The sequence below is a fragment of the Amycolatopsis sp. NPDC058278 genome (genome assembly GCF_042881395.1).
In the GTDB taxonomy this organism is placed as follows: Bacteria; Actinomycetota; Actinomycetes; order Mycobacteriales; family Pseudonocardiaceae; genus Amycolatopsis.
Window position 1 is genome coordinate 67,468 of the sequence record NZ_JBHVXZ010000008.1, and the last position, 21,059, is coordinate 88,526.

The 21,059-nt window shown below is 69.5% G+C and carries 25 protein-coding genes; 10 read left to right on the top strand and 15 right to left on the bottom strand.

Features of this window, described 5'->3' with window-relative positions:
• The first annotated feature begins 139 nt into the window (after window positions 1-139).
• Entirely contained in the window at window positions 140-1,357 is a 1,218-nt protein-coding gene (locus ACFVYA_RS06085; RefSeq protein ID WP_387042942.1) for an Ig-like domain-containing protein, read from the top strand.
• A 298-nt stretch (window positions 1,358-1,655) separates the two neighbouring features.
• Window positions 1,656-2,108: an ATP-binding protein gene (locus ACFVYA_RS06090; RefSeq protein ID WP_387042944.1), complete on the top strand. Its 453-nt coding sequence runs from the start codon at window positions 1,656-1,658 to the stop codon at window positions 2,106-2,108.
• A 63-nt stretch (window positions 2,109-2,171) separates the two neighbouring features.
• On the opposite strand, the gene ACFVYA_RS06095 is transcribed toward ACFVYA_RS06090, so the two are convergent.
• Window positions 2,172-2,432 carry a hypothetical protein gene (locus ACFVYA_RS06095; RefSeq protein ID WP_387042946.1) on the bottom strand — a complete coding sequence of 87 codons (261 nt, stop codon included), beginning with the start codon at window positions 2,430-2,432 and terminating at the stop codon, window positions 2,172-2,174.
• A gap of 683 nt (window positions 2,433-3,115) precedes the next feature.
• Here ACFVYA_RS06095 and ACFVYA_RS06100 point away from each other — a divergent pair.
• Window positions 3,116-3,478 (top strand): helix-turn-helix domain-containing protein, encoded by a 363-nt coding sequence (locus tag ACFVYA_RS06100; RefSeq protein ID WP_387042948.1) that lies wholly within the window; start codon window positions 3,116-3,118, stop codon window positions 3,476-3,478.
• A gap of 111 nt (window positions 3,479-3,589) precedes the next feature.
• Here the strand turns inward: ACFVYA_RS06100 and ACFVYA_RS06105 are convergent, their stop codons facing one another.
• The 5 genes from ACFVYA_RS06105 to ACFVYA_RS06125 form a co-directional block, all read right to left on the bottom strand.
• The gene (locus tag ACFVYA_RS06105; RefSeq protein WP_387042950.1) at window positions 3,590-5,017 is read right to left on the bottom strand and encodes a M1 family metallopeptidase; all 1,428 of its coding nucleotides are present in this window, start codon (window positions 5,015-5,017) and stop codon (window positions 3,590-3,592) included.
• A 263-nt stretch (window positions 5,018-5,280) separates the two neighbouring features.
• Window positions 5,281-6,306 carry an alpha/beta hydrolase family protein gene (locus ACFVYA_RS06110; protein ID WP_387042952.1) on the bottom strand — a complete coding sequence of 342 codons (1,026 nt, stop codon included), beginning with the start codon at window positions 6,304-6,306 and terminating at the stop codon, window positions 5,281-5,283.
• Window positions 6,307-6,319: 13 nt separating this feature from the next.
• Window positions 6,320-6,670 (bottom strand): hypothetical protein, encoded by a 351-nt coding sequence (locus ACFVYA_RS06115; RefSeq protein ID WP_387042954.1) that lies wholly within the window; start codon window positions 6,668-6,670, stop codon window positions 6,320-6,322.
• Between the two features lie 13 nt (window positions 6,671-6,683).
• A complete protein-coding gene (locus tag ACFVYA_RS06120; RefSeq protein ID WP_387042956.1) occupies window positions 6,684-7,184 on the bottom strand; it encodes a TetR/AcrR family transcriptional regulator in 501 nt (166 codons plus the stop codon).
• Between the two features lie 49 nt (window positions 7,185-7,233).
• Window positions 7,234-7,902: a hypothetical protein gene (locus ACFVYA_RS06125; protein ID WP_387042958.1), complete on the bottom strand. Its 669-nt coding sequence runs from the start codon at window positions 7,900-7,902 to the stop codon at window positions 7,234-7,236.
• Between ACFVYA_RS06125 and ACFVYA_RS06130 the strand changes: the two genes are divergently transcribed.
• The 3 genes from ACFVYA_RS06130 (at window position 7,901) to ACFVYA_RS06140 (ending at window position 11,082) form a co-directional block, all read left to right on the top strand.
• A complete protein-coding gene (locus ACFVYA_RS06130) occupies window positions 7,901-9,100 on the top strand; it encodes a pentapeptide repeat-containing protein (protein ID WP_387042960.1) in 1,200 nt (399 codons plus the stop codon). The genes ACFVYA_RS06125 and ACFVYA_RS06130 overlap by 2 nt on opposite strands.
• A gap of 592 nt (window positions 9,101-9,692) precedes the next feature.
• Entirely contained in the window at window positions 9,693-10,382 is a 690-nt protein-coding gene (locus ACFVYA_RS06135; RefSeq protein WP_387042962.1) for a M15 family metallopeptidase, read from the top strand.
• 136 nt (window positions 10,383-10,518) lie between these two features.
• Window positions 10,519-11,082 carry a dihydrofolate reductase family protein gene (locus ACFVYA_RS06140; protein WP_387042963.1) on the top strand — a complete coding sequence of 188 codons (564 nt, stop codon included), beginning with the start codon at window positions 10,519-10,521 and terminating at the stop codon, window positions 11,080-11,082.
• 23 nt (window positions 11,083-11,105) lie between these two features.
• Here the strand turns inward: ACFVYA_RS06140 and ACFVYA_RS06145 are convergent, their stop codons facing one another.
• The gene (locus tag ACFVYA_RS06145; protein ID WP_387042966.1) at window positions 11,106-12,113 is read right to left on the bottom strand and encodes an RNA polymerase subunit sigma-70; all 1,008 of its coding nucleotides are present in this window, start codon (window positions 12,111-12,113) and stop codon (window positions 11,106-11,108) included.
• 100 nt (window positions 12,114-12,213) lie between these two features.
• Complete coding sequence (locus ACFVYA_RS06150; protein ID WP_387042968.1) at window positions 12,214-13,338, bottom strand: FAD-dependent oxidoreductase; 1,125 nt, start codon at window positions 13,336-13,338, stop codon at window positions 12,214-12,216.
• 85 nt (window positions 13,339-13,423) lie between these two features.
• Between ACFVYA_RS06150 and ACFVYA_RS06155 the strand changes: the two genes are divergently transcribed.
• On the top strand, window positions 13,424-13,966 hold the full coding sequence (locus tag ACFVYA_RS06155; protein ID WP_387042969.1) for a TetR/AcrR family transcriptional regulator C-terminal domain-containing protein: 543 nt from the start codon (window positions 13,424-13,426) through the stop codon (window positions 13,964-13,966).
• A 76-nt stretch (window positions 13,967-14,042) separates the two neighbouring features.
• Here the strand turns inward: ACFVYA_RS06155 and ACFVYA_RS06160 are convergent, their stop codons facing one another.
• On the bottom strand, window positions 14,043-14,885 hold the full coding sequence (locus ACFVYA_RS06160) for a TIGR03620 family F420-dependent LLM class oxidoreductase (protein ID WP_387042971.1): 843 nt from the start codon (window positions 14,883-14,885) through the stop codon (window positions 14,043-14,045).
• A 99-nt stretch (window positions 14,886-14,984) separates the two neighbouring features.
• Here ACFVYA_RS06160 and ACFVYA_RS06165 point away from each other — a divergent pair, with 99 nt between their 5' ends.
• On the top strand, window positions 14,985-15,887 hold the full coding sequence (locus ACFVYA_RS06165; protein ID WP_387042973.1) for a LysR family transcriptional regulator: 903 nt from the start codon (window positions 14,985-14,987) through the stop codon (window positions 15,885-15,887).
• 42 nt (window positions 15,888-15,929) lie between these two features.
• Here the strand turns inward: ACFVYA_RS06165 and ACFVYA_RS06170 are convergent, their stop codons facing one another.
• The 6 genes from ACFVYA_RS06170 to ACFVYA_RS06195 form a co-directional block, all read right to left on the bottom strand.
• Entirely contained in the window at window positions 15,930-16,319 is a 390-nt protein-coding gene (locus ACFVYA_RS06170) for a MerR family transcriptional regulator (protein ID WP_285988784.1), read from the bottom strand.
• 10 nt (window positions 16,320-16,329) lie between these two features.
• A complete protein-coding gene (locus ACFVYA_RS06175; protein ID WP_387042975.1) occupies window positions 16,330-17,103 on the bottom strand; it encodes a TetR/AcrR family transcriptional regulator in 774 nt (257 codons plus the stop codon).
• A 106-nt stretch (window positions 17,104-17,209) separates the two neighbouring features.
• On the bottom strand, window positions 17,210-17,440 hold the full coding sequence (locus ACFVYA_RS06180; protein ID WP_387042977.1) for a tautomerase family protein: 231 nt from the start codon (window positions 17,438-17,440) through the stop codon (window positions 17,210-17,212).
• Between the two features lie 30 nt (window positions 17,441-17,470).
• Window positions 17,471-18,373 carry an SDR family NAD(P)-dependent oxidoreductase gene (locus ACFVYA_RS06185; protein WP_387042979.1) on the bottom strand — a complete coding sequence of 301 codons (903 nt, stop codon included), beginning with the start codon at window positions 18,371-18,373 and terminating at the stop codon, window positions 17,471-17,473.
• Window positions 18,374-18,384: 11 nt separating this feature from the next.
• A complete protein-coding gene (locus ACFVYA_RS06190; protein WP_387042981.1) occupies window positions 18,385-18,558 on the bottom strand; it encodes an SDR family oxidoreductase in 174 nt (57 codons plus the stop codon).
• Window positions 18,559-18,741: 183 nt separating this feature from the next.
• On the bottom strand, window positions 18,742-19,359 hold the full coding sequence (locus ACFVYA_RS06195) for a TetR/AcrR family transcriptional regulator (protein ID WP_387042983.1): 618 nt from the start codon (window positions 19,357-19,359) through the stop codon (window positions 18,742-18,744).
• A gap of 119 nt (window positions 19,360-19,478) precedes the next feature.
• Between ACFVYA_RS06195 and ACFVYA_RS06200 the strand changes: the two genes are divergently transcribed.
• The gene (locus ACFVYA_RS06200) at window positions 19,479-20,381 is read left to right on the top strand and encodes an NAD-dependent epimerase/dehydratase family protein (RefSeq protein ID WP_387042985.1); all 903 of its coding nucleotides are present in this window, start codon (window positions 19,479-19,481) and stop codon (window positions 20,379-20,381) included.
• Window positions 20,382-20,502: 121 nt separating this feature from the next.
• Window positions 20,503-21,057, top strand: coding sequence for an RNA polymerase sigma factor (locus tag ACFVYA_RS06205; RefSeq protein ID WP_285988791.1), 555 nt, complete (start codon window positions 20,503-20,505; stop codon window positions 21,055-21,057).
• The last annotated feature ends 2 nt before the right edge of the window (window positions 21,058-21,059 follow it).

Here is a 21,059-nt window from a genome sequence, read left to right on the forward strand (position 1 = left end):
TCCGGCCGGCCGCGAGCTGCGCGGCCCGGAGGCGGCGGTCGGCACCCCGTAACCGCGTGCGCACCATCCGCTGCCTGCCTCGAGAGATCGGATCGTTACGCAACTTCGGGTGGCCCGGCACGTCTTGGGGTTCGTGAGAATGATCCGCATCGCCGGACTCGGCCTGGGGGCCCTGCTGCTGGCGGCATGTAGTGGACAGACCGGCACCGTGGGGGCTGCGCAACCGGCCGGGGCGATCGGTGCGGCCGGAGCGACCGGGACGGCGACCGTACCCGGGGTACCGGCCGCGACCGTGGCGTTCCAGGGCGGGGACCAGCTGAGCCCGAAGGACCCGATCGTCGTCAAGGCATCGGGTGGCACGTTGCAGGCGGTCGTGGTGACGAACCCGCAGACCGGCAACGGCGTCAAGGGCGAGCTCTCGGCGGACAAGACGTCGTGGACCAGCACGGACCGCCTCCGGTACGGGTCCACCTACCAGGTGGTCGCGACCGCGGTGAACCAGGCGGGCGCGGCGACCGAGCAGCGCGGGGAAGTGCACACGGTCAAGCCGTCCGGGGTCGCGACTCCGGCGCTCTTCCAATCGGCCTCGGGCGATTTCGGCGTCGGCCTGATCATCGGCCTGAAGTTCGACCACGACATCACCGACAAGGCCACGGTGGAGAAGTCCTTCAAGGTGACGTCCTCGCCCGCCCAGGACGGCGGCTGGTACTGGGTCGGCAAGCGCGAGGTGCACTTCCGGCCCAAGGACTACTGGAAGCCCGGCTCGACGGTGAAGCTCGAGACCACGACCTTCGGCATGCCGATCGGGGGCGGCCTGTACGGCGGCCAGGACGTCTCGGCCAGCTACAAGGTGCACGACTCCTGGATCGCCAAGGCGGACGGCAAGACCCACCAGATCAAGGCGTACCACAACGGGCAGCTGGTGAAGACCGCGCCGACCAGCATGGGCAAGACCGCCGACACCCCGCCGCGGGGCGCGACGCCGACCTTCAACGGCACGCACACCGTGCTGGGCAAGGAGGCCAGCAAGATCATGGACTCCTGCAGCTACGGCGTGTGCGAGGGCGACCCCGGCTACTACAAGGCACCGGAGAACTGGAACGTCCGAATCTCCAGCGACGGCGAATACCTGCACGAGAACCTGAAGACGGTCGCTGTGCAGGGCAGCGACAACGTCTCCAACGGCTGCCTCAACATGAACACCGAGAACGCCAAGTGGTTCTTCGACAACTTCAACGTCGGCGACGTCGTCGAGGTCACCAACTCGGGCGGCCCGCAGCTGGCCATCAACAACGGCCACGGCGACTGGGCCATCAGCTGGACGGCGTGGCAGGCCGGCAGCGCCTTGCGCGGCTGAGTCCCGACCGCGGTCACCGGCACGGACGGTGCCGTGAAAACCAGTTCTGAACCTGGGGTTCTTCCCCGTACGGGTGGGCGAAGCTCGCAATGAGCCTCGCCCACCCGTACGGGTATCAGCCGTTCTTGCTCACGTTGCCGTCCTCGGCGGTGTTCCCGACGGCCCTCGCCAACCCTGGCCGGGTGCCCTCGGCAGCGGGTGCGGCAGAGCGAGGGTTGACCCCGCCGCAGCCGGGGTATCGCCGGAACGCGGACGTCTTCAGCAGCGAGGACGGAGAGCCTGGAAGGGTGGGTTTCTCATGCCCGAGCCGAGCGACGGCCCCGCCTCGCCGCCGCCCTTCTGGTCGATGGATCTGCGCGGTACCACCGCGCCGGCGCTGGTGGAGATCCGTCGCTGGGCGTCACGGATCCTGACCCAGGTGGATGACACCCACCTGGGTGATGTGCTGCTGGTGGCCACGGAACTGGTCACCAACGCCTACGACCACGGCCACGGCCCGCTGCAGGTCCGGATGAGCCACACCCCGGTGCCGTGCCGGATCCGGATCGAAGTCGACGACGAGTGCCCGGACCACCCGGTGCTCACCACGCCGTCACTCGAGCGCCTCGGCGGCCGCGGCATGCACATCGTGGACAAGCTCGCCCACGCCTGGGGCGTGCTCGAGCACCCGGCCGGCCGCAAGACGGTGTGGGCGGAAGTGTCCTGCGACGGGATCGGCGCAGTTCCGTGCGCGGCGGTGACCCGTTCCTGAGGTGGCGCTCCACCGCGACCACCGTCACCGCGGGGCACCGGCCGGCCGCCCGAGCTCCAGGGGTCAGGCGCCGAGGCGGCTGTAGAGCCGGCTGGCCAGGGTGCCGGCCAGCTGGTTCAACGCGGCGTGCGGATCGAGCTGCGCGAACTGCCCGAGCAGCTCCGCAGCCGCGTAGGCCTCGGCCTCCGACAGCACCGCCACGCACCGCTCCCGCCGTCCCCGCTCCAGGAGCCGCGTCAGCGCCTCGGCGTACTCCCCGAGGTCGGCGACCTCGGTCAAGCCGTACCGCTCCTCGAGCGGATCCCGGAGGGCCTCGTCACTCACGGTCGTACCCCTCTTCCTCACCGTCAGTCCACCACGCCGTCAGAAAATCTATGCCGGCTGGAGTAGACATTAGACGACGGGTGTGTGTAGTGTTCTTCTCGTAGCGAGAGAGACAACGTCAAGCAGGCGCGGGAGAGGACGTAACTACCCGCGAGGTGAGACAAGACGGTCAGGCAGTGCGGAGCCGATCACGGAACAAGGTTTCGGCTGGTGACCGGGAGCAGTAACAGCAGTATTCGTAGTTGTTCGTGCAAGTTTGTTCAGGCAAGTGCAGTGGCAGTACCGGTCAGGTGGCCGGAGCCGATCAGTGAACGGGGCTCCGGGCAGTGACCAGCGGCGTCAGCGTGCTGGGACCGATCAGTGGAAGGGTTCCGGCAGTGACGTCCGCGGCAGCAAGTGCAGTGGCAGTACCCAGTAAGTGGAAAACACAGGAGAGAAGGGATCGGGAGCATCATTGGATCGCCCGCAGCGGCTGGGCAGTAAGGCCGCGCGGGTGCCGCAGTCCCATCGAGTTCGGAGGTGGTGCTCGGTCACGAATGAGCGATCCCCGCGAGTTCCGGTTTTCGACCGGTCGCGGGTGCAGGAAGCCGGCGGTCGCGTCGGTTGACAATGATGAAACCCAACCCTTGAGGACCCCGGGTGCCGTGCGCGGCACCCGGGGTCCTTTGTGATGTGGAGGTGGAATGATTCCTGACCAAGCAGGACCGGCCGCGCCGGATGCGGCCGACAAGTTCGAAGACGAGCACTACCCGGCGTACACCATGGGGCGAGCCGCGGACATGCTCGGCACAACGCAAGGCTTTCTGCGCAGCCTCGACGAAGCCGGGCTGATCACGCCACAGCGCTCCGCCGGCGGGCACCGCCGCTACTCACGCCACCAGTTGCGTCTGGCCGCTCGTGTGAGGGAACTGGTCGACCAGGGCACCGCGATCGACGCCGCGTGCCGCATCGTCACCCTCGAAGACCAGCTCCACGAAGCCCAGTGCCTCAACACCGAGCTCCGCGCCCCGGCTGATCTCTCCAGCCCGGCCACGAAGCAGGAGTGACGTTCGTCCCCGACCACGTCCCGGGCACCTGGGCCGTGGTCGCGGCACCGGCCGGCGACCACCGTGCGGGCGCATGCCGGTCGCTCAGGAGGCGCCCGCCGGCGGTGCGGATCAGAGTGCCGGCTTGCCCGGCTGGTAGAGCCAGGTCTGGAAGAACGAGCCGAGGTTGCGGTGGGTCAGCCGCTCGACGAACTGGATGAACTGCCGCGTCGAGACATTGCCGTACCGGTGAGCCGTCGGCCACTGCGTGAGCACCTCGAAGAAGGCGCGGTCGCCGATCTTCATGCGCAGCGCCTGCAGTGCCATCGCGCCGCGGTTGTAGACCAGATCGTCGAAGATGTGATCACGTCCGGGGTCGGCGACTTCGCCGCTCCAGTCCTTCTCGTCGGCGTAGGCCTTCGCGAAGGTCTGCTGCACGGGGACGTTGTTGAACTTCTCCTGGTAGAGCCACTCCGAGTAGGTCGCGAAGCCTTCGTTGAGCCAGATGTCCGACCAGCGCACCGGAGTGAGGCTGTCGCCGAACCACTGGTGGCCGAGCTCGTGGGCGAGCAGGTCGCCGTCGACGTCGCTGGTGCTCTGGTCGTACACCGGCCGGCTCTGGGTCTCGAGGGCGTAGTCGACGCCGATGTCGGCGATGATGCCGCCGGCCGAGTCGAACGGGTACCGCCCGTACATCGAGGATTCCCACTGGATGATCTGCGCCGTGGTCCGGTTGAACACCTGGCCCTGACCGGGCTTGGTGTCGATCGACTTGCCGATCGCGGTGATGTTCGGCAGGCCGCCGGCCGTCACACCGCGGGTGACGTCGTAGTCGCCGATCGCGAGCATGCTCAGCTCGCTGGCCATCGGCCGGTTCATGGACCAGTGGAAGGTGGTCTGGTGATCGCGGGTGGTGGTGGGCCCGGGTTCGCCGTTGGCCAGCACGGTGAGCCCGGCCGGCACGGTGATGGTCTGGGTGTAGGTGGCCTTGTCGGTGGGGGCGTCGTTCACCGGGTAGTAGGTCGCCGCGCCGATCGGCTGGTTGAGCGCGACCGCGCCGTCCTTGGTGGTGACCCAGCCGGAGAGGCCCAGCGCCGGGTCGTCGATCTTCTGCGGGACGCCGGCGTAGGTCACCGAGACGACGAACGCGCTGCCCGTCCGCAGGCCGCGCGGCGGGGTGATCACCAGCTCCTGGGCGCCGCTGCGGGTGAAGGTGGCGTTCAGGCCGTTCACCGAGAGCTTGCTGATCGTCAGCGGTCCCTGGAAGTCCAGGTCGAAGCGGGACAGATCCTGGGTGGCCGTGGCGAGGATCGTCGTGGTCGCGTTGATGGCTTCGGTCCGGGGGTCGAACGCCAGCCGGATGTCGTAGTGGCCGACGTCGTAGCCGCCGTTGCCCATGTCGGGGAAATACGGATCCCCGGCGCCCGGGGCACCGGGGGAGTACCGCGGGGCTTGTGCCGGCGCCGCATCCGCTGCCGGGCTGGTCGCCGCCAGCAGGCCGGCGGACAGCGCGCAGGAGAGGAACAACAAGTGGACACGGCTACGGTTGGTGCCTCGCATTGGTCCTCCTCGGCCATCATCGACGCTGAAGCGTAGGACCGATGTGACACGCGGATCAAGCCTGTCGCGGACACCGCTCGCGGAGTTCGGTGGGTCGCACACAACGGATACCGCACCGAGCGGCCAGACGCGCACCTCCCCCAGCTTCCCGGCAGCCGCCGCCGAGTACTCACCACCCGGCTGCTGAAGCGAACCGGACCCACCCATCACGGCACGTGTCCATTGTAGACGCGACGGCCGCTGGGAAGTCGTCGGAAGAGGGCTCAGCGCCCCGCGAACCGGTGCAGGGCGTCGAGCACCGCCGGTGCGGGGGTGTTCGGGTGGTCGGCGTCGTGCAGCAAATGGTCCACTCCGGGCAGTGGCACCCGGCCCGGTCCGGCGGCGTGCGCGCGGCGTAGAGCGGCGGTCAGGGCATCCGTTGTGGCGCAAGGAACCTGGGCGTCCTTCGTGCCACAAGTCAGCAGCACCCTGGTCCCCGGCCGCAGGGCCGCAGCGGTGTCCGGCGGGTAGACGGCGTCGTCGCTGTCCACGAAGCGGCCGTTCGGCCCTTGGAAGGCCTCGAAGAGCTGGGCGACGGCGGGCGGCAGGTCGGTGGGGTCGACCGGCCGGTGTTCGCGCAGGGCGGTGACGGCGGCGTCGACCGCCGCGTCGACTGCGCGTTGCTGCTCCGGGGTGAGCCGGCCCTGCCGGGTCGCCTCGGCGATCTGGGCGTGCAGTTGCAGCGCGACCAGGTCCAGCAGGCGGATCGCCTGCGGTTGCAGCAGTGCCAGGCCGGCCGGGCGCGGGTGGACGGTGCCGCCGAGCAGCAGCGCGGTCATCGCGCCCTCGCTGTGCCCGACGACCATCAGCGCGCGCGGATCGGTCTCCGGCTGATCGCGCAACAACTCGTAGCCGGCCTTTGCCTGACGGACGAACGCCGGGTAGTCGAGTTCTTCCGGGTGGTCGCGGTAGGCGCCGAGCCCGGTGCGGCCGGTGCCGTACTTGTCGAACCGCAGCGTGGCGACCCGGTCGCCGGCGAGCGCGTCGGCCACTTGCGCCAGGGTGTTCGGGGAGGCGTGCGGTTGGTTGCCGTCGCGGTCGGTGGGGCCGCTGCCGGGGAGCAGCAGTGCGGCGCGCAGCCGCTGCCCGGCACGGTGGGCGGGGACGTGCAGGGTGCCGTACGTCGTCGTCCCGTCGACGGTGAAGACGACCTCGCGGTCGGCGGCGGGCACGAGGCCGGGCGCCGCCTCGGCCGGGGTGGCGGTCACGACGGCCAGCGACATCACGACCGTGGCGAGGTGGGAGAACATCCGCTTGCCTCTTTCAGCGCAGGGCGTTCTCGACGAGCGTGACGGTCTCGCGTGGATTGTCGACTTGGAGGACCAGGCGGGCGTAGCGCTCGTCGGCGAGTTCGATCACGACGGCCTTCGACGGATCCTTGACGTCCCAGAAGATCTTTTCGCCGTCGAGGTGGAAGGTGCCCGCCGTGATCACGCCGGGCAGGTGGGCACCCGGCGCGCGGACCCCCTTGGGGTCGGCGGCGATGCCGGGGTCCGCGGTCGCGCCGCGGACGTTGGCCAGCGAGATGGTCAGGCTGCTTTTGAAGGCCCAGAGCTTGTCGAGACCTTCGATCACGACAACGAGGTCGTTGCCGTCGATGTGGACCAGTGCCATGTCTGTTTCCTTGTCAGTGGGAAGAATCGAAGCGTTGGGTGAGCGCGGCGCCGACACCGTCGGGATTGCCGCGCAGGAGGATGCCCAGTGCGGCAGCCGTGAGGGCGGCGGCCAGGGCGGGGGAGAGGTCGAGCGCGTCGGCGATCGCCTGATCGATGGCGGCCAACGCCGCGGCCACCTCGTCGGCCACCTCCTCGTCGGCCGGCGCCCGTTCGACGGCCGCGAGCAGCAGCAGACCGAGGTCGGCCGACGTGACGAGCCGCAGCGCGGCCGCGGCATCCGCAGTCGCGGCGAGCGCTTCGGCCAAGGGACGGACGTCGTCGGCGAGGTGACGCCGCAGGGCGACCAGGTAGAGACCGCGCTTGCTGCCGAACGTCTTGTACAGGCTGTTGCGGTGCACGCCGAGGTGGGTGACGAGGTCGTCGACGGAAATCCCGTCGTAAGCGCGGCCACCGAACAACTTCACGGCGGCGCGCACCACCTCGTCTTCGTCGAACGCTCTCCGCCTGCCCATGCCATGAGGATAGACTTTTGAGGAACGATCAGTCAAGAACGATCGTTCCTCAAAATTTGGCCGACCGCCGCGACAGTCTCGGACCGCACTCCGTAACGGAAGCCGGCGGCGAAGCGACTCGTCCGGGGTGAGTGGATGGATTGCCCTTGTCGGCACCGTTGCCGGCACCTTGCTGGGCGGAATGCTCGGGTTCTGGAGCCAGCGGTCGGCTCGTCTCGACGCCGAAAGGCGCGAGCGACGCGAACGCGCCGATCGCCGCCGGGAAGTCCTTCGGCAAGCAGTCGATGCGCTGCTGGTCTCCGCGCAGGAGGTCGACCAGGTTGCCAACCACGTTCCCGATCGTGACCCCTCCGCCATCCATCTCCTGTGGCTGAACTACCACCGTCTCGCGATCATCGCCTCGCCGCAGCTCAAGAAGCCGGCGAGAGAATTCGCGGACGCACTGAACCAGGTGTTCTGGAACGGGACGCCGAACGGCGAAGAGGTGCCGGAGTACCTGCACGTTCTCCGTGAGCGTTTCGATGACGCCGCACACTGCGAGCTGGACGAGGCTGTTCCCGCCGATGGAGCCGTCGCAGCCACGAGGTAGGTCACCACGGTCGCGGCCGAACTCGAAGTCGGCGTCGACGATGATTGGCTTGAGCGCGTCACAGGTCTTGCCCATGACTTGGGGGCGTCGTGCAACATCGTGGCTGAGTCGGGCGACGTTGAAAGTCATGACCGACGAGAACCCGCCATCAGCCCCGGCCCCCGAGGTTCCTGCTCCACCGGCACTCGCCGCGCCCGTGCGGGCGGCGCGGTTGAGGGAGTTGTCGCCACAGGCAATGTTGGTGATCGCTGTCCTGATCACTGCCCTGACTGCGGGGGCGGTGGTGGTGTTGTGGTGGCTGGCGACCGCCGGCTTGAACGGGGCAGAGTTGGTGACGGCGCGGCTTGATGCGTTGAAGATCGGGCTGAGCGTCGGGGCGGGAAGCGGCGGCGTGGTCGCGCTGTATCTGGCGTGGCGGCGCCAGCGCTCTACCGAGGCTGATCTCGACAACCGGGAACGCGCTCTTTTTCATCAGCAGGAAGTGGCCGCGTCCACGATGGCTCACCAGGACCGGGTCGCTCGCGCCACCGAGCACGACGCGGCGGAGCGTCGGCTGACCGAGCTGTACCTCAAGGCGGTCGAGCAGCTTGGCTCCGTGCAGGCCGCGGTCCGCCACGGCGGCCTCTACGCCCTGGAACGCGTGGCGCAAGACAACCCGTCCCAGCGGCAGACGGTGGTGGACGTGATCTGTGCCTACCTGCGTAATCCGTACACCCCACCCCCGGAGGTCGGGGGACCTCGCCGATCGGGCGTGCGCCGCCCGCTGCTGCGATCGACGCATGTCCGTCCTGCGGCGATGCCCGTGCCCTCCCCCGAGTCGTCCCCTGCGTGGCATAACCGCCTGCAGGAGCGCGAAGTACGCCTAGCCGCCCAGCGCGTCCTTCGCCGCCACCTGCAACCCGGAGACGATCTCCAGCAGCCGCAACGCACTTTTTGGACCGATATCGACCTGGACCTCACCGGTGCGACACTCATCGACTTCACGTTCAGTAACTGCCACGTCGGCACTGCCTCCTTCAATGGGGCGACCTTCGTTGACAGCGCGGGATTCGGTGAGACGATCTTCGCCGGTGGCGCTTGGTTCGACCGGGCGATCTTCAATGGTGACGCTTGGTTCGACGGGGTGACCTTCGTCGGCGGTGCCGGGTTCACCAACGGGACCTTCGCTCGCCACGCCAAGTTCACGGGGACGACCTTCGCCAACGACGCCTGGTTCGGCTGGGCGATCTTCACCGAAGCCGACTTCAGCGGGGCAACTTTCACCGGCGGTGCCCTTTTTTATGGAGCGACTGAGCAGGGTTCAGCCTTCGACCCGGTCGAGCGATGAACTTGGCCGCACGGAAGAAGGCCGGCTGCCGAACCGGCTTTTCTTCACGTCCGGCGGTGACAACCCTGTCCCGCCAATACGTCCGGCTGCTCATGGAAGCCTATCGCGACGGATGCCGCTTCGAATGCGAGCGCGATTCGCCGAGCAACCGCGCCGCCGTGAACCAGCCCGCGTAGCGCTTCTGTCATGAGTCGTGTGCGAAGCGTCAGCGGAGTGGGGCTGGGCGATTCCGGGGAGCTGTGCGCCCGGGGACTTGAGCTGAACGCCTTCCGCGCCTGCGTGGCGACAACGCGAGTGGGACGTCAAAAGGTTGCCGCCGCGGGCCCTCCGAGTGGTCGTTTCGGGGTGGGCTGAAACGTTTCGGGAAAGTTGACTTTGCTCGCTCGCCGCTGGCACGTTCGGTGGGGATCGCCCCTGGGGGAGGCGGAAGGCCGCATGGCGAAGAGCGACGGCCGCGCCGTCTGCTGAACCAAGGCAGGAACGCCGTTCTCACACGCTGCCGATCGACCAAAACAGTCCACTGTGTACTCACGGCCGCAGTCCGTCGACTGCCGCGATGCACGGGAAATTCGAGAGGAAGTGTGTGTTCGTCATGAATCTGAGAGCCAGAGTTCTGGCCGTCATCACGTTCACGTTCGCCGCGGTCCTGGCCGTGGCCGCGCCGGCGCCGGCTGCCACGGCTCAGACCGTGGAATTTGCTGCTCCGGCCGGGAGTGGGCTCGCGCCCTACATTGCCGTCATCAGGCCCGTCACCGCCGAGCGGCTGGGCAACAGCTGGCACGAGGGGTGCCCGGTCGGGCCTGACCAGCTGCGGCTGATCACCCTGAGCCACCTCGGCTTCGACGGTGCCGTGCACCGGGGCGAACTGATCGTCAACGCCGACCGGGCCTTCGAGGTCGCCCGCACCTTCGCCGACCTGTACTTCGGGCGGTTCCCCATCGAACGGATGGAGACCGTGGAGAAGTACAACTCCGACGACGACGCCTCGATGGCGGCGAACAACACTTCGGCGTTCAACTGCCGGGCGATCACCGGTGGCACCGCGTGGTCGAACCACTCCTACGGCCGAGCGATCGACATCAACACCGTGCAGAACCCCTACATCTCCGGCAGCGGCGCGGTCTACCCGCCCAACGGTGCGCCTTACGTCGACCGCACGCAGAACGTGCCCGGCATGATCCACGCCGGTGACGTCACCGAGCGGGCCTTCACCACCCGCGGCTGGACCTGGGGCGGCTCCTGGGACACCCCGATCGACTACCAGCACTTCGAGAAGCCCTGACACACGAAGAAAACCGCCCAGGATCACCGCCGGACGGCTCGGCGGCGACCTGGGCGGTTCTCACTGGGGCCACCGATGAGGTTTCCCCGCCACGCCCGTCTGTACCTGTGAGAGCGACTCACGGAAGGCTGGCACGATGCGGAAACTGATCTTCGGCATGAACGTGACCCTGGACGGCTACATCGCCGCGCCCGAAGACGACATCGGCTGGAGCGAGCCGAGCGACGAGCTGTTCCGGTGGTGGCTCGACCAGGAGCTGGGGATCGGCTTGATGCTGTACGGGCGGAAGCTGTGGGAGGCGATGAGCTCCTACTGGCCGACCGGTGACCGGCAGCCCGGCGCCACCCCGGCGCAGATCGAGTTCGCGCGGAACTGGCGGGACACGCCGAAGGTGGTGTTCTCCTCGACGATCGGCGAGGTCGGCTGGAACACCCGCCTGGTCGCCGGCGACGCGGTCGCGGAGATCACCCGGCTCAAGGCCGGGGACGGCGGCCCGATGAGGGTCGCCGGCGCAACGCTCGCCGGCGCGGCCATGCGAGCCGGGCTGGTCGACGAGTACGAGATCGTCACCCACCCGGTCCTGGTGGGCGGCGGCACGCCGTTCTTCACGGCGCTGGACCGCTGGGTGAACCTGAACCTCGTGGAGACGCGGACGTTTCCCGGCGGCGTGGTGCTGACCCGCTACGAGACGAGGCGATGACCCTCGGCGACGCGGGCGTGTGATCACAGCGCCGGGGGCAGGTCCAGCCATGGTTTGCCGGTGGCGTCGAATCCGGTGAGCTCGGCGATCTTCCCGTCGACGATGTGCAGGACCGCGACGGCGAAGAGCCGGTGCTCCGGGTCGCCGGGGGTGCGGAGGTACAGCGCGGCGGCAGGCATGCGGTTGACCGCCGTGCTGATGCCGCGCCAATCGTCGTGGCCGCGCTGGAAGAGCCCGCCGGAGACCCACCCGTCCACCGCGTCCTTGGCCGTCCTGACCGAGGTCCCCCGCTCGGGCAGCATCGCGAAGCGCAGGTCGTCGCGCAGCAGGGACGTCAGCCCGTCGAGGTCGTTGCGCTCGTGGGCGTCGATGTAGGACTTCACGACGTCGCGCTCGTCACCGGACAGCTCGTGGGCGGCGGGGCTCCGCCAGTCGAGGCGGCGGCCGGGCAGCTGCTCGCGCATCGTCACGCGTGCCCGCTGCAGGGCGCTGGTCACCGAGGCGACGGTCAGCTCGAGGGCGTCGGCGGTCTTCGACGCCGGCCAGCCGAGGACGTCGCGCAGGATGAGCACCGCCCGCTGCCGCGGCGGCAGGTGCTGGACGGCGACGATGAACGCCAGCTCGATGGTCTCCCGCGCCACCACCGATTCCTGCGGGTCCTCGGGGAGCATCCGGTCGGGGTAGGGCTGCAGGTACAGCACCTCCGAGTCGGAGTCCGGCAGCTCGGACGGTACGGGTGTGCGGTCGTTGCGCTTGTCCAGGAAGTCGAGGCAGACGTTCGTCGCGATCCGGTACAGCCAGGTCCGCAGCGCGGCGTGGCCCTTGAACGTCTCCCGCTTGTTCCACGCTCGCAGGAACGTCTCCTGCGTCATGTCCTGGGCGTCCTCGTAGTTCGCGAGCATCCGGTAGCAGTGCACCTGCAGCGCACGCCGGTGGCGCTCCGTGACGAGCGCGAACCCCGCCGGATCGCCGGAGCCGGCCGCCGCGATGAACGTGGCCTCGTCGATGCCCAGCGGTCTGGCGTCGGTCATGGTCGGCAATCCTTCCAGCGGTACGAGGGGACTACCAGAACTGACGGTGTGGCGGAGGATTTCTGATCGGTGCGGCCGCTGACCCCGAGCCGTTCGTTGTTCAACGGGGGTGTGAGACGTAGGCGGGCAGCGCTTCGAGACTGTGGCGCACCGCTTCGGCGCCGTACTCGAACATCTGCCGCTCGTACTCGCCGACCGCGTCGAGCAGGTCCTGGGTCCCCTCGGTGACCCGGAGCAGGCATCGGCGCAGCAGGTCGGCATCGCGCAGGGCGGTGTTCGCGCCGTTTCCGCCGGTCGGGGAGGTGGCATGAATGGCGTCTCCGAGCAGGGTGACCGGGCCGCGCGCCCACCGCTCGCGTGGCTCCACCACCCGGATCGACAGCAGGGTGCTGTTGTCCGGGTCGCCCTCCTCGACAAGCGCCCGCAGGTCCGGATGCCAGCCGTCGATCCTGGACAGAACGGCCTCCTGCGGCGTCTCGGCGCCGAGTGAGCCGTTCGGGGGGAGGATCATGGCCCAGCGCACGTAGTCACCGACATCGGGCAGGGTCACCTCGGGTGCCAGTTCCTCGGCGGCCTGCTTCGGCGGAGTGCGGAACCGCATCGCTCCGAGCAACAGGCTCAGCCCGTCCCCGACGATCTTCGAGCCGAAGGCCCGGGACAGCCCGGCGAAGCGCTCTGTCATCGGTGTCCGGCCGATGACGAACCGGACGCCGGTGTCGGCCGGGACGGTCCGCGGCGAGAGCACCGCGCGGACGGCGGAGCCGACCCCGTCCGCCCCGACCAGCAGGTCGGCGGTGGTCTGGTGGCCGTGCGTGAACCGGGCTTCGACCCGGCCTTCGCCGTGGTCCAGCACGCCGTAGCCGGTCAGCGCGGCATCGGTGTGCACGGTGAGTCCGGTGAGCAGCAGGTGCCGGAGCACGTGGCGGTCGACGACGAGTCCGGACCGCGCGGGCCCGAGTTCACCGATCTTGTTCAGTTGCGGGTCCAGGATCAGCGGCTCGACGACCGCGTCGTCCAGGATCGCGTCCAGCAACGGGTGCCAGCGCCGCGGCAGGCAGCCGCGCAGCGCCTCGTAACCCACCGGGCTCAGCACGAGCCGGTAGCCCTGAAAACGTGCGGTGATCGCCGGGTCCCGCTCGTGGACGCCGACGTCGATGCCGGCGCCATGGAGGCCTTGAGCCAGGCACAGACCGCCCAGACCGGCTCCGATCACGGAAACCCGCATCGCACACCTCCCGAAGAGTGACTTGAACACTGCTCAATTTACTTGAGCACTGTTCAAGTGGCAAGGCCGGTGGCATGATCGACGGATGCCGTTGACTCCGGCGGTGGTGCTGGACGCCGCCATCGCCCACCTGGACGAGGTGGGTCTCGACACGTTCTCCACCCGCAAGCTCGCCGCTCGGCTCGGCGTGCAGGTGGGCGCGCTGTACTGGCACTACCCGAGCAAGCAAGCGCTGCTGGACGCGGCGGCCGAGCGCATCATCGGCGAGGCGTGTGCCGTCCCGGCCCCGGACGAGGACTGGCCGGAGCAGGCCGGCGCGATGATTCGGGCTCTGAGGGCCGCGATGCTCGCGCACACCGACGGTGCCCGGCTCATCGTCGAGATGGGCGAACCCGGCCCCATGGCGCAGGCCTTCATCGAACGGCTGCGCCGGCTGTTCACGGACGTGGGAATGGACGGGCCGACCGCCGAGGCCGCCGCCGACGTGCTCACCAGCTACCTCAACGGCTACACGATCGAAGAACAGGCCCACAAGCGTGGCCACCAGCGCGCTGAAGCGGACAGCAGGTTCGCCTTCGGCCTGAACCTGGTGCTCGCCGGGCTGCGCACCATTCCCACGGCTGTCTGAGCACCGGTCCGCCGCGAACCCGGGCTCGGCCGAAGGTCGGGGCCATCGGGCCGCGGGCCGAGCGGTGGCCAATGGGCTAGGCCCGCAGCGTCTCCGGTTCGCGCGTGGCTGCGGCGATCGCGCGCAGGACACCGATCGGGTCCTCGCCCAGCGCGTGCAGGCCGACGTGGTTCGCTCCCGCCGCGATCTGCGCGCGGATGCCTGCCGCGATGGCCGCCGCGTTGCCGTGGAGCACGAGCGCGTCGATCAACCGGTCGCTGAACGGGTCGGTGAGGTCGTGGTCGGTGTAGCCGATGCGCCGGAGGTTGCCGGCGTAGTTGGCGATACCGAGGAGGGGGCGCAGCCCGGCCCGGGCGGTCTCCCGGGCCCGGTCGGCGTCGGTGTCCAGCAGCACGCCGTGGCCCGGCACCACCAGCTTGTCCGGGCCCAGGGCTTCCCGGGCGCGGCGAGTGTGTTCGGGCGTCACCTGGAGCGTGAGTGTGCCCGCGGCGCGCTCGGCCGCCAGGCGGAGCATCTTGGGGCCGAGCGCGGCCAGCAGCACGCGGTCGGCGGGGACGCCCGCCGCGGTCAGGGTCTCCAGGTAGCCGGCGACCTTCGCCACCGGCGAGGCGTACCCGGCGTCGACCTCCCGGTGGCCGGCGCCGATGCCGATGAGCAGCCGGCCGGCGTGCTTGTCCGCGATCCGGTGGTAGGAGTCCGCGACGGTGCCCGCGTCGGCCTGCCACACGTTGAGCACGCTGGTGCCCACCACGATCCGGTTCGTGGCGTCGAGCAGCCGCTCGGCCGGGAGGAGGTCGGCGGCCGGCGACGCCGCCAGCCAGATCGCGCGGTAGCCGGCTTCCTCCAGTGCGACGGCGTCCGTCGCGGTCGCGTCGGCGGCGGTCAGGTAGGCGCCGAGCGGCCCGGGTTCGATGGTCATGAGCACGACTCCAGCAGCGGCCGGCCACGCGAACCAGCGCCAACCGGTACGTGCTGCGATAAGCTGAGCTTATCGTTGGACCAGTCCCAGGCAGGAACCATGGAGTTGCGGGCGCTGCGGTACTTCGTCGCCGTCGCCGACGAGCTGCACTTCGGCCGGGCCGCCGAGCGGCTGCACATCGCCCAGCCCGCGGTCAGCCAGCAGATCGCCCGGCTGGAGCGGGAACTCGGGGTCCGGCTGCTCGACCGGTCGCCGCGGCGGGTCCGGCTGACCGCGGCCGGGCAGCGGGTGCTCGACGCGGCACGCAGCACGCTCGCCGCGGCCGGCCAGGTGGCGATCGCGGCGAAGCAGGTCCCGACGATCGTGCGCATCGGCACCGCCGCCGGCCTGACCGCTCGTCTGGAACGGGGGATCGACGCTCTGCGCGAGCGGGCGCCGGAGTTCGACGTGGTGCTGGTCGATCTGCCGGTCGAGGCCCGGCTCAACGCTCTCCGGCAGGGTGACCTCGACCTGGCGCTGACCCGTGGCGTGGGCTCCGTACCCGGGTTGACGGTGTTGCCGGCCTGGACGGAGAACCTGCTGGCGGTGGTGTCCAAGCACCACCCGGCCGCGGACGGGAGCGCCGTCGGCCTGGCCGAGCTGGCCGGCGACACGCTGCGCTTGCCCGCGCGGGAGCACGACCCGCCGTTGCACGACGCCGTGGGCCTGGCGCTGCGCGAAACCGGGCTGTGCCCGCGGGCGGGCAGGCCGACCGGCACGCTCCAGGACACGATCGTCGAAGTCGGCTCGGATTCGCGGAGCTGGACGGTGCTGCCCGCCGACCAGGCCGCCGAGATCCACTCGACCCGCGTTCGGGCGATCCCGCTCGAACCGGCGATCACGATCGCCGGTGGCGTCGTCGTCGCGGAAGAGGCGGGCAGCGCGGCCGAGTGTGCGGTAGCGGCCTTCCGCGACGAGGGGATCGGGCACCGTCCACAAGAGACGGGTCCTGCTGCCCGCTGACACCGGCGTCAGGAGCAACCGGCCGAGGCGCGGGTCACACCATCAGGCCGACCGGGCCACCGGCTCCGCGGCCAGCTCCGCTCGGTGCCGGGTGTTGGCCTCGAGCACCACGTCGAGCGCGTCCCGGGCCTCGATCAAGCGGGCGATCTCGGCGTCGATCCGGTCGCGCTCGCGCGTCATCGTCGCGAACGCCTCCTCGGCGACTCCCGGGTCGGCAGGGGTTTCCACGCACGGCAGCACCGATGCGATCACCCGGCTGGACAGGCCCGCGTCGAACAGCTGCCGGATGAGCGACACGCGCTCGACCACGGCTTCGGCGTAGTGACGCTGCCCGGCGCCGGAGCGCGAGCTGGTCAGCAGGCCCTGCTCTTCGTAGTACCGCAAGGAACGCGAACTCACGCCCGTGCGCCTGGACAGCTCGCCGATCCGCATTCCCGGGATTCTACGCCCGCCCCGGCCGTTCGCCCTGCTCCGGCGAAGGAGAGCTCCGGATCCGGTTCAGCCACTTGAGGAGCAGGGCGGTCTCCTCGGGTTCCAGCGGTGACGTGCCCGGCTTCTTGAGTTGCGCCTCCAGCGCGAGCGCCGGTACCGCCATCGCGTTGCCCGGTGCCGGTTCCGCTGTGGTTTCGGGGGTGAGGCACGCGGCGAAGACCGCGTCGCGGACGCGGTGGGAGAGGCCGGGGTCGGCATAGCGCGCGGGTTGGGAAAGCATGTTCAACGCGACGCCGACGTTCGCCGACAGGATCGCTTGCGCCGCTTCGGCCGACGGGATCCGGAGCGCGCCGATCGCCGCGCAGCGGTCGAGCGCCCGGGTCAGCAGCTCGAAGATCCGGCCGGCGGGCGCGGGGACCTCCGCCAGGGCGGGGGAGAACATGAGCCGGTAGAGCGCGCCGTTGGTGAGGGCGAAGTCCATGTGGTCGTCCCAGCCCGCGCGCAGGTCGGCGACCGGATCGTCGGTGGTCTCGAGCGCCTGTTTCCGCACGACGTAGCGTTCGAACCCGTTCTGCAGCAGGGCGTGCAGCAGGCCGTTCTTGTCCTTGAAGATCCGGTACAGCATGGGCTGGGCCACGCCGACCGCGTCGCACACCGCGCGGGTGGAGATGTCGTGGTCGGCGGAGGTGATCAGGAGTTCTTCGGCGGCGGCGAGCATGCGGGTGCGGAGGTCGCCGGCTTTCGCGCTGCGTGTGGTGGCATCGGACACGACCAGCCCACTCACCTTTCCCTGACCTGCCCCGGACACCGGGACTTCCGGGTCACTGTATACAGCGCGCCGGTGCCGGTCGTGCGCCGTGGAGCGGGCGCACGACCGGCACGGGCCCGGCTCACCGGCCGCCGGGCTCGGCCGGTGCGTCACCGTTGATCATGGCGGCGGTGAGGACGGTGCCGCCGATGCCCCAGCCGCCGTCGACGACCTCGTCGACGAGCACGAGCACGTTCCGGCGGGCGGCTTCGCCGTAGATTTCGGCGTAGAGGTCGGTGGTGCGGTCGATGATCAGCTTCTTCTGCTCCGGCTCGAGCGTGCCGGCCGGGACCTTGAAGTGGGCGAAAGGCATGGGTTTCTCCTCGTTTCTCGCTGTGCGGAATCAGTGGACGGCGTTGGCCGGCAGCAGTTCGCCGATGCCGATCCGGCGGTAGAACTCGGCCCGGATGCGGTCGTTGACGACCGAGACGACTTCGCTGCCGTCGTTGCTGGGGTCGATGTGGACCCGGAAGGGGCGGTGGCCGGACGGCAGGCCGACGACGCGCACGATCTCGTCGGCGACCTCGTCGGTGGTGCGGCCTTCGGGGAAGATGCCGGCCAGCGCTTGGGCCATCCCGTCGCGCAGTTCGCCGTACTCCGCTTGATATGCGGCGTCGCGTTCCGTGTCGGCGGGGGTGCCGGCGTGCGCGAAGTGGTTGGTGCCGCTGGGATAGGCGCCGGGCACGACGATCGTGGTGTCGACGCCGTACTTGATCAGTTCCGCCGCGTAGCTCTCGGCGAGGGCGTCCATCGCCGCCTTGGCGGCGAAGTACGGGCCGAGGAACGGGGGATGGCCACCGCGGGTCGAGGACGAGCCGATCCACACCAGGTGCCCGCGGCCCCGGGCACGCAGTGCCGGCAGCACGGCGCGGTTGACCCGCTGGGTCGAGAGCACGTTGACGTCGTAGAGCTGGCCGAGCTGTTCGGTGGTGAAGGCTTCGGCCGGTCCGAGGACCATGTGGCCCGCGTTGTGCACCACGACGTCGATGTGCCCGTGCCGGGCCAGGACGTCCGCGACGGCCGTGTCCACGGAGTTCTGGTCCTGCACGTCCATTTCGACGCCGCGGATGTCGATGTTCTCCGCTTCGGCCAGCTCGGCGAGCTCGGCCACGCGGGGAGCGTTGCGGCCGTCGGTGGCGCGCATGCCGGCGTAGACGGTGTGGCCGGCCCGGGCCAGTGCCCGGGCGGCGAGGTTGCCGAACCCGCTGGACGCGCCGGTGATCAGGATGACGTTCTGCTCGGACATGGTGGGGTCTCCTAGATGATTCCGCCGTTGTCGCGGATGTTCTGGCCGTTGACCCACCGGCCGTCGGGGCCGACGAGGAACGCCGTGAGGTGGGCGATGTCTTCGGGGCGGCCCAGCCGTTCCAGGGGCGGCTGGGCGGCCAGCTGGTCGACGACGAAAGTGCCGCGGATGTTGGTGCGGTGCACGGCGTCCCGGTGACCAGCGCGACCCGTGCCTGGGTGGAGGGGACGGTCATGATGATCTCCTGTTATCGTCGATAACCTTTGTTGCTTTTCGACGATAACACGATAAGCGTGTCAGTGCTACAAGAAACTTGTTTTCACTGATAACCAGCCTTGGACGAAGTGCTCCCAGCCGGACTCGGGACGCTAGCCGCGCGCCGCCCGATCGTTCGCCGGCGCTTCGGTACGCCAGCCGAGGAGGATCGCGTGGAGTGCCTGTTCGGCGAGGTGGCGGGCGCGATCGTTGCCGATTTGGCCGAGGTGGCCCAGCGACGCGATGCCGTGCAGTGTGCCCCAGAGGATTTCGCAGGCCTGGTCCGGGTCGGCCAGGACCACGTCGTGGGCCGTCGACCAGCTGGTGAGCAACTCCTTGAGGACGTCGATGGCCGGCTCCGCGACGCGCCGGCGTTCGTCCCCGTCGACGACCGGGTCGTTCATGACCCGGTAGAGGTGGGGGTGTGCGCCGGCGAACCGTACGTACTCCGACGCGATGCGCGTCATGCGCCGATCCGTGTCGGGCTCCTCGGCGGCCTCGCGGACCTCGGTCAGCATCAGGCGGTGGCCGTGCGCGACCAGTTCGAGCAGGAGCGCGTCCTTGTTGGCAAAGTGCTGGTAGACCACGGGTGCGGAGTATTCGACGTCGGTGGCGATGCGCCGGATCGTCAAGGCCGCGATGCCGTCGGTCTCGAGGACGTGCAGGGCGGCCTCGATGATCCGCTCCCGGGTCTTCGCCCGTTCGCGGGCCCGTCTCGTGCTGGTCGGCATGGTCCGTCACTTCACTTCGATGGTGTCTCGAACACTAGTCACCGCCCTTGACCGCACCGGCGAAGAGCGCCAGAGTTAACGACGTTAGAAAATCTAACATCGTTAGCGAGGAGCTCGTCATGGCCAAGCACGTCGTCATCGGCGCCGGTTCGATCGGGACCAACGTCGCCCGGCTGCTCGTCGAGCAGGGGGAGACCGTCCGGATCGTCACCCGCAGCGGTTCGGGTCCCGAGCACCGGCTGATCGACCGGGTCGCCGCGGACGCGTCCGACCCGTCCCGCCTGACCGAGCTGTCCCGCGGCGCGGAGGTGATCTACCACTGCGCCAACCCGCCCTCGTACACGGCGTGGGAGCGCCTGTTGCCGCCCCTGCAGACGGCGGCCATCGCCGCCGCCAAGGCCAACGACGCCGTCCTCGCGCTGACCGGCAGCCTGTACGCCTACGGCCCGCAGCCCGATGGCCGGATGAACGAGCGCACCCCGATGGCCGCCGTCGGGCACAAGGGGCGCCTGCGCAGGCGCATGTGGGAAGAGGCCCTCGCCGCGGGTATCCGCACCGTCGAGGTCCGCGGCTCCGACTACATCGGCAAGGACGCCAACGGCATCTACGCCCTGCTCATCGAGCCGGCCCTGAAGAAGGGGAAAGCGGCCTGGATCACCGGTCACCTGGACATGCCGCACACCTTCACCGTCAACGCCGACATGGCACGCGCCCTCGTCACGCTGGCCTCGCAGGAACGCGCGTGGGGCCGGCCCTGGCACGTGCCGTCCCCGCCGGCCGTGACCATCCGCGAGCTGGCGCGGCGCTACGCCACCGCGGCGGGCCGGCCACCGATCAAGCTGATCCAGCTGCCGCGTTTCGTGATGCGTACAGCCGGGCTGATCGTGCCGATGGCCCGTGAGGTGTCCGAAATGGACTACCAGTGGTACGCACCGTTCCGGATGGACGCGACGGAGACGGCCCGCGCCTTCCAGCTGACCGTCACCGACCTCGACACCGCCGTCCGCGCCGAGGTCCACTGAATTCGACCTCGCACACGTCGCCTGACCAGCGATGTTCGGCATGCGGTGACGTAACCTGAACGCTTTGGGCGCGCGTTGGCAAAGACGGGTTGTTAGGGCGAAGCGAAACCCGAGGAGCTTCATGTCGTCAGACGCGGAACTAATCGGTAGGTCGCTGCGCGGAGACACCGATGCCTTCGTGGAAGTGATCAGCCGGCACGAGACCGCGCTCGGGAACTATCTGGCGCGCAGAGTGGGGCGGCAGGCCGCCGAGGACGTGCTCGGCGATGTGTGGGTGGCGGCTTACGAGTCCCGGGCGAACTATGACCGTTCGTATCCCGAAGCCAGGCCTTGGTTGTACGGCGTCGCGCTGAACAGGCTGCGCCGGCACTGGCGGTCCCGACCTGCCGAGGAGCCGGCGCCGGACCTGAGCGGCGTGGCGAATGACTGGGATCCCTGGCCGGCGGTGGATGCCCGCGTGGACACGCAGGCACTGCTGGGCAGGGCACTGGCCCGGCTCAAACCGGAAGAGCGGGAAGTGCTGGGCCTGGTCGCCTGGGAGGACCTGACCGTCGCCGAGGCCGGGCGGGTGCTCGACATCCCGGCCGGCACGGCCCGCCGCCTGTTGCACCAGGCGCGCAAGGCGTTGCGTGAAGCCCCCGAAGTGGTCGCGCTGCTGCAAGTCCCGACAACCTGAAA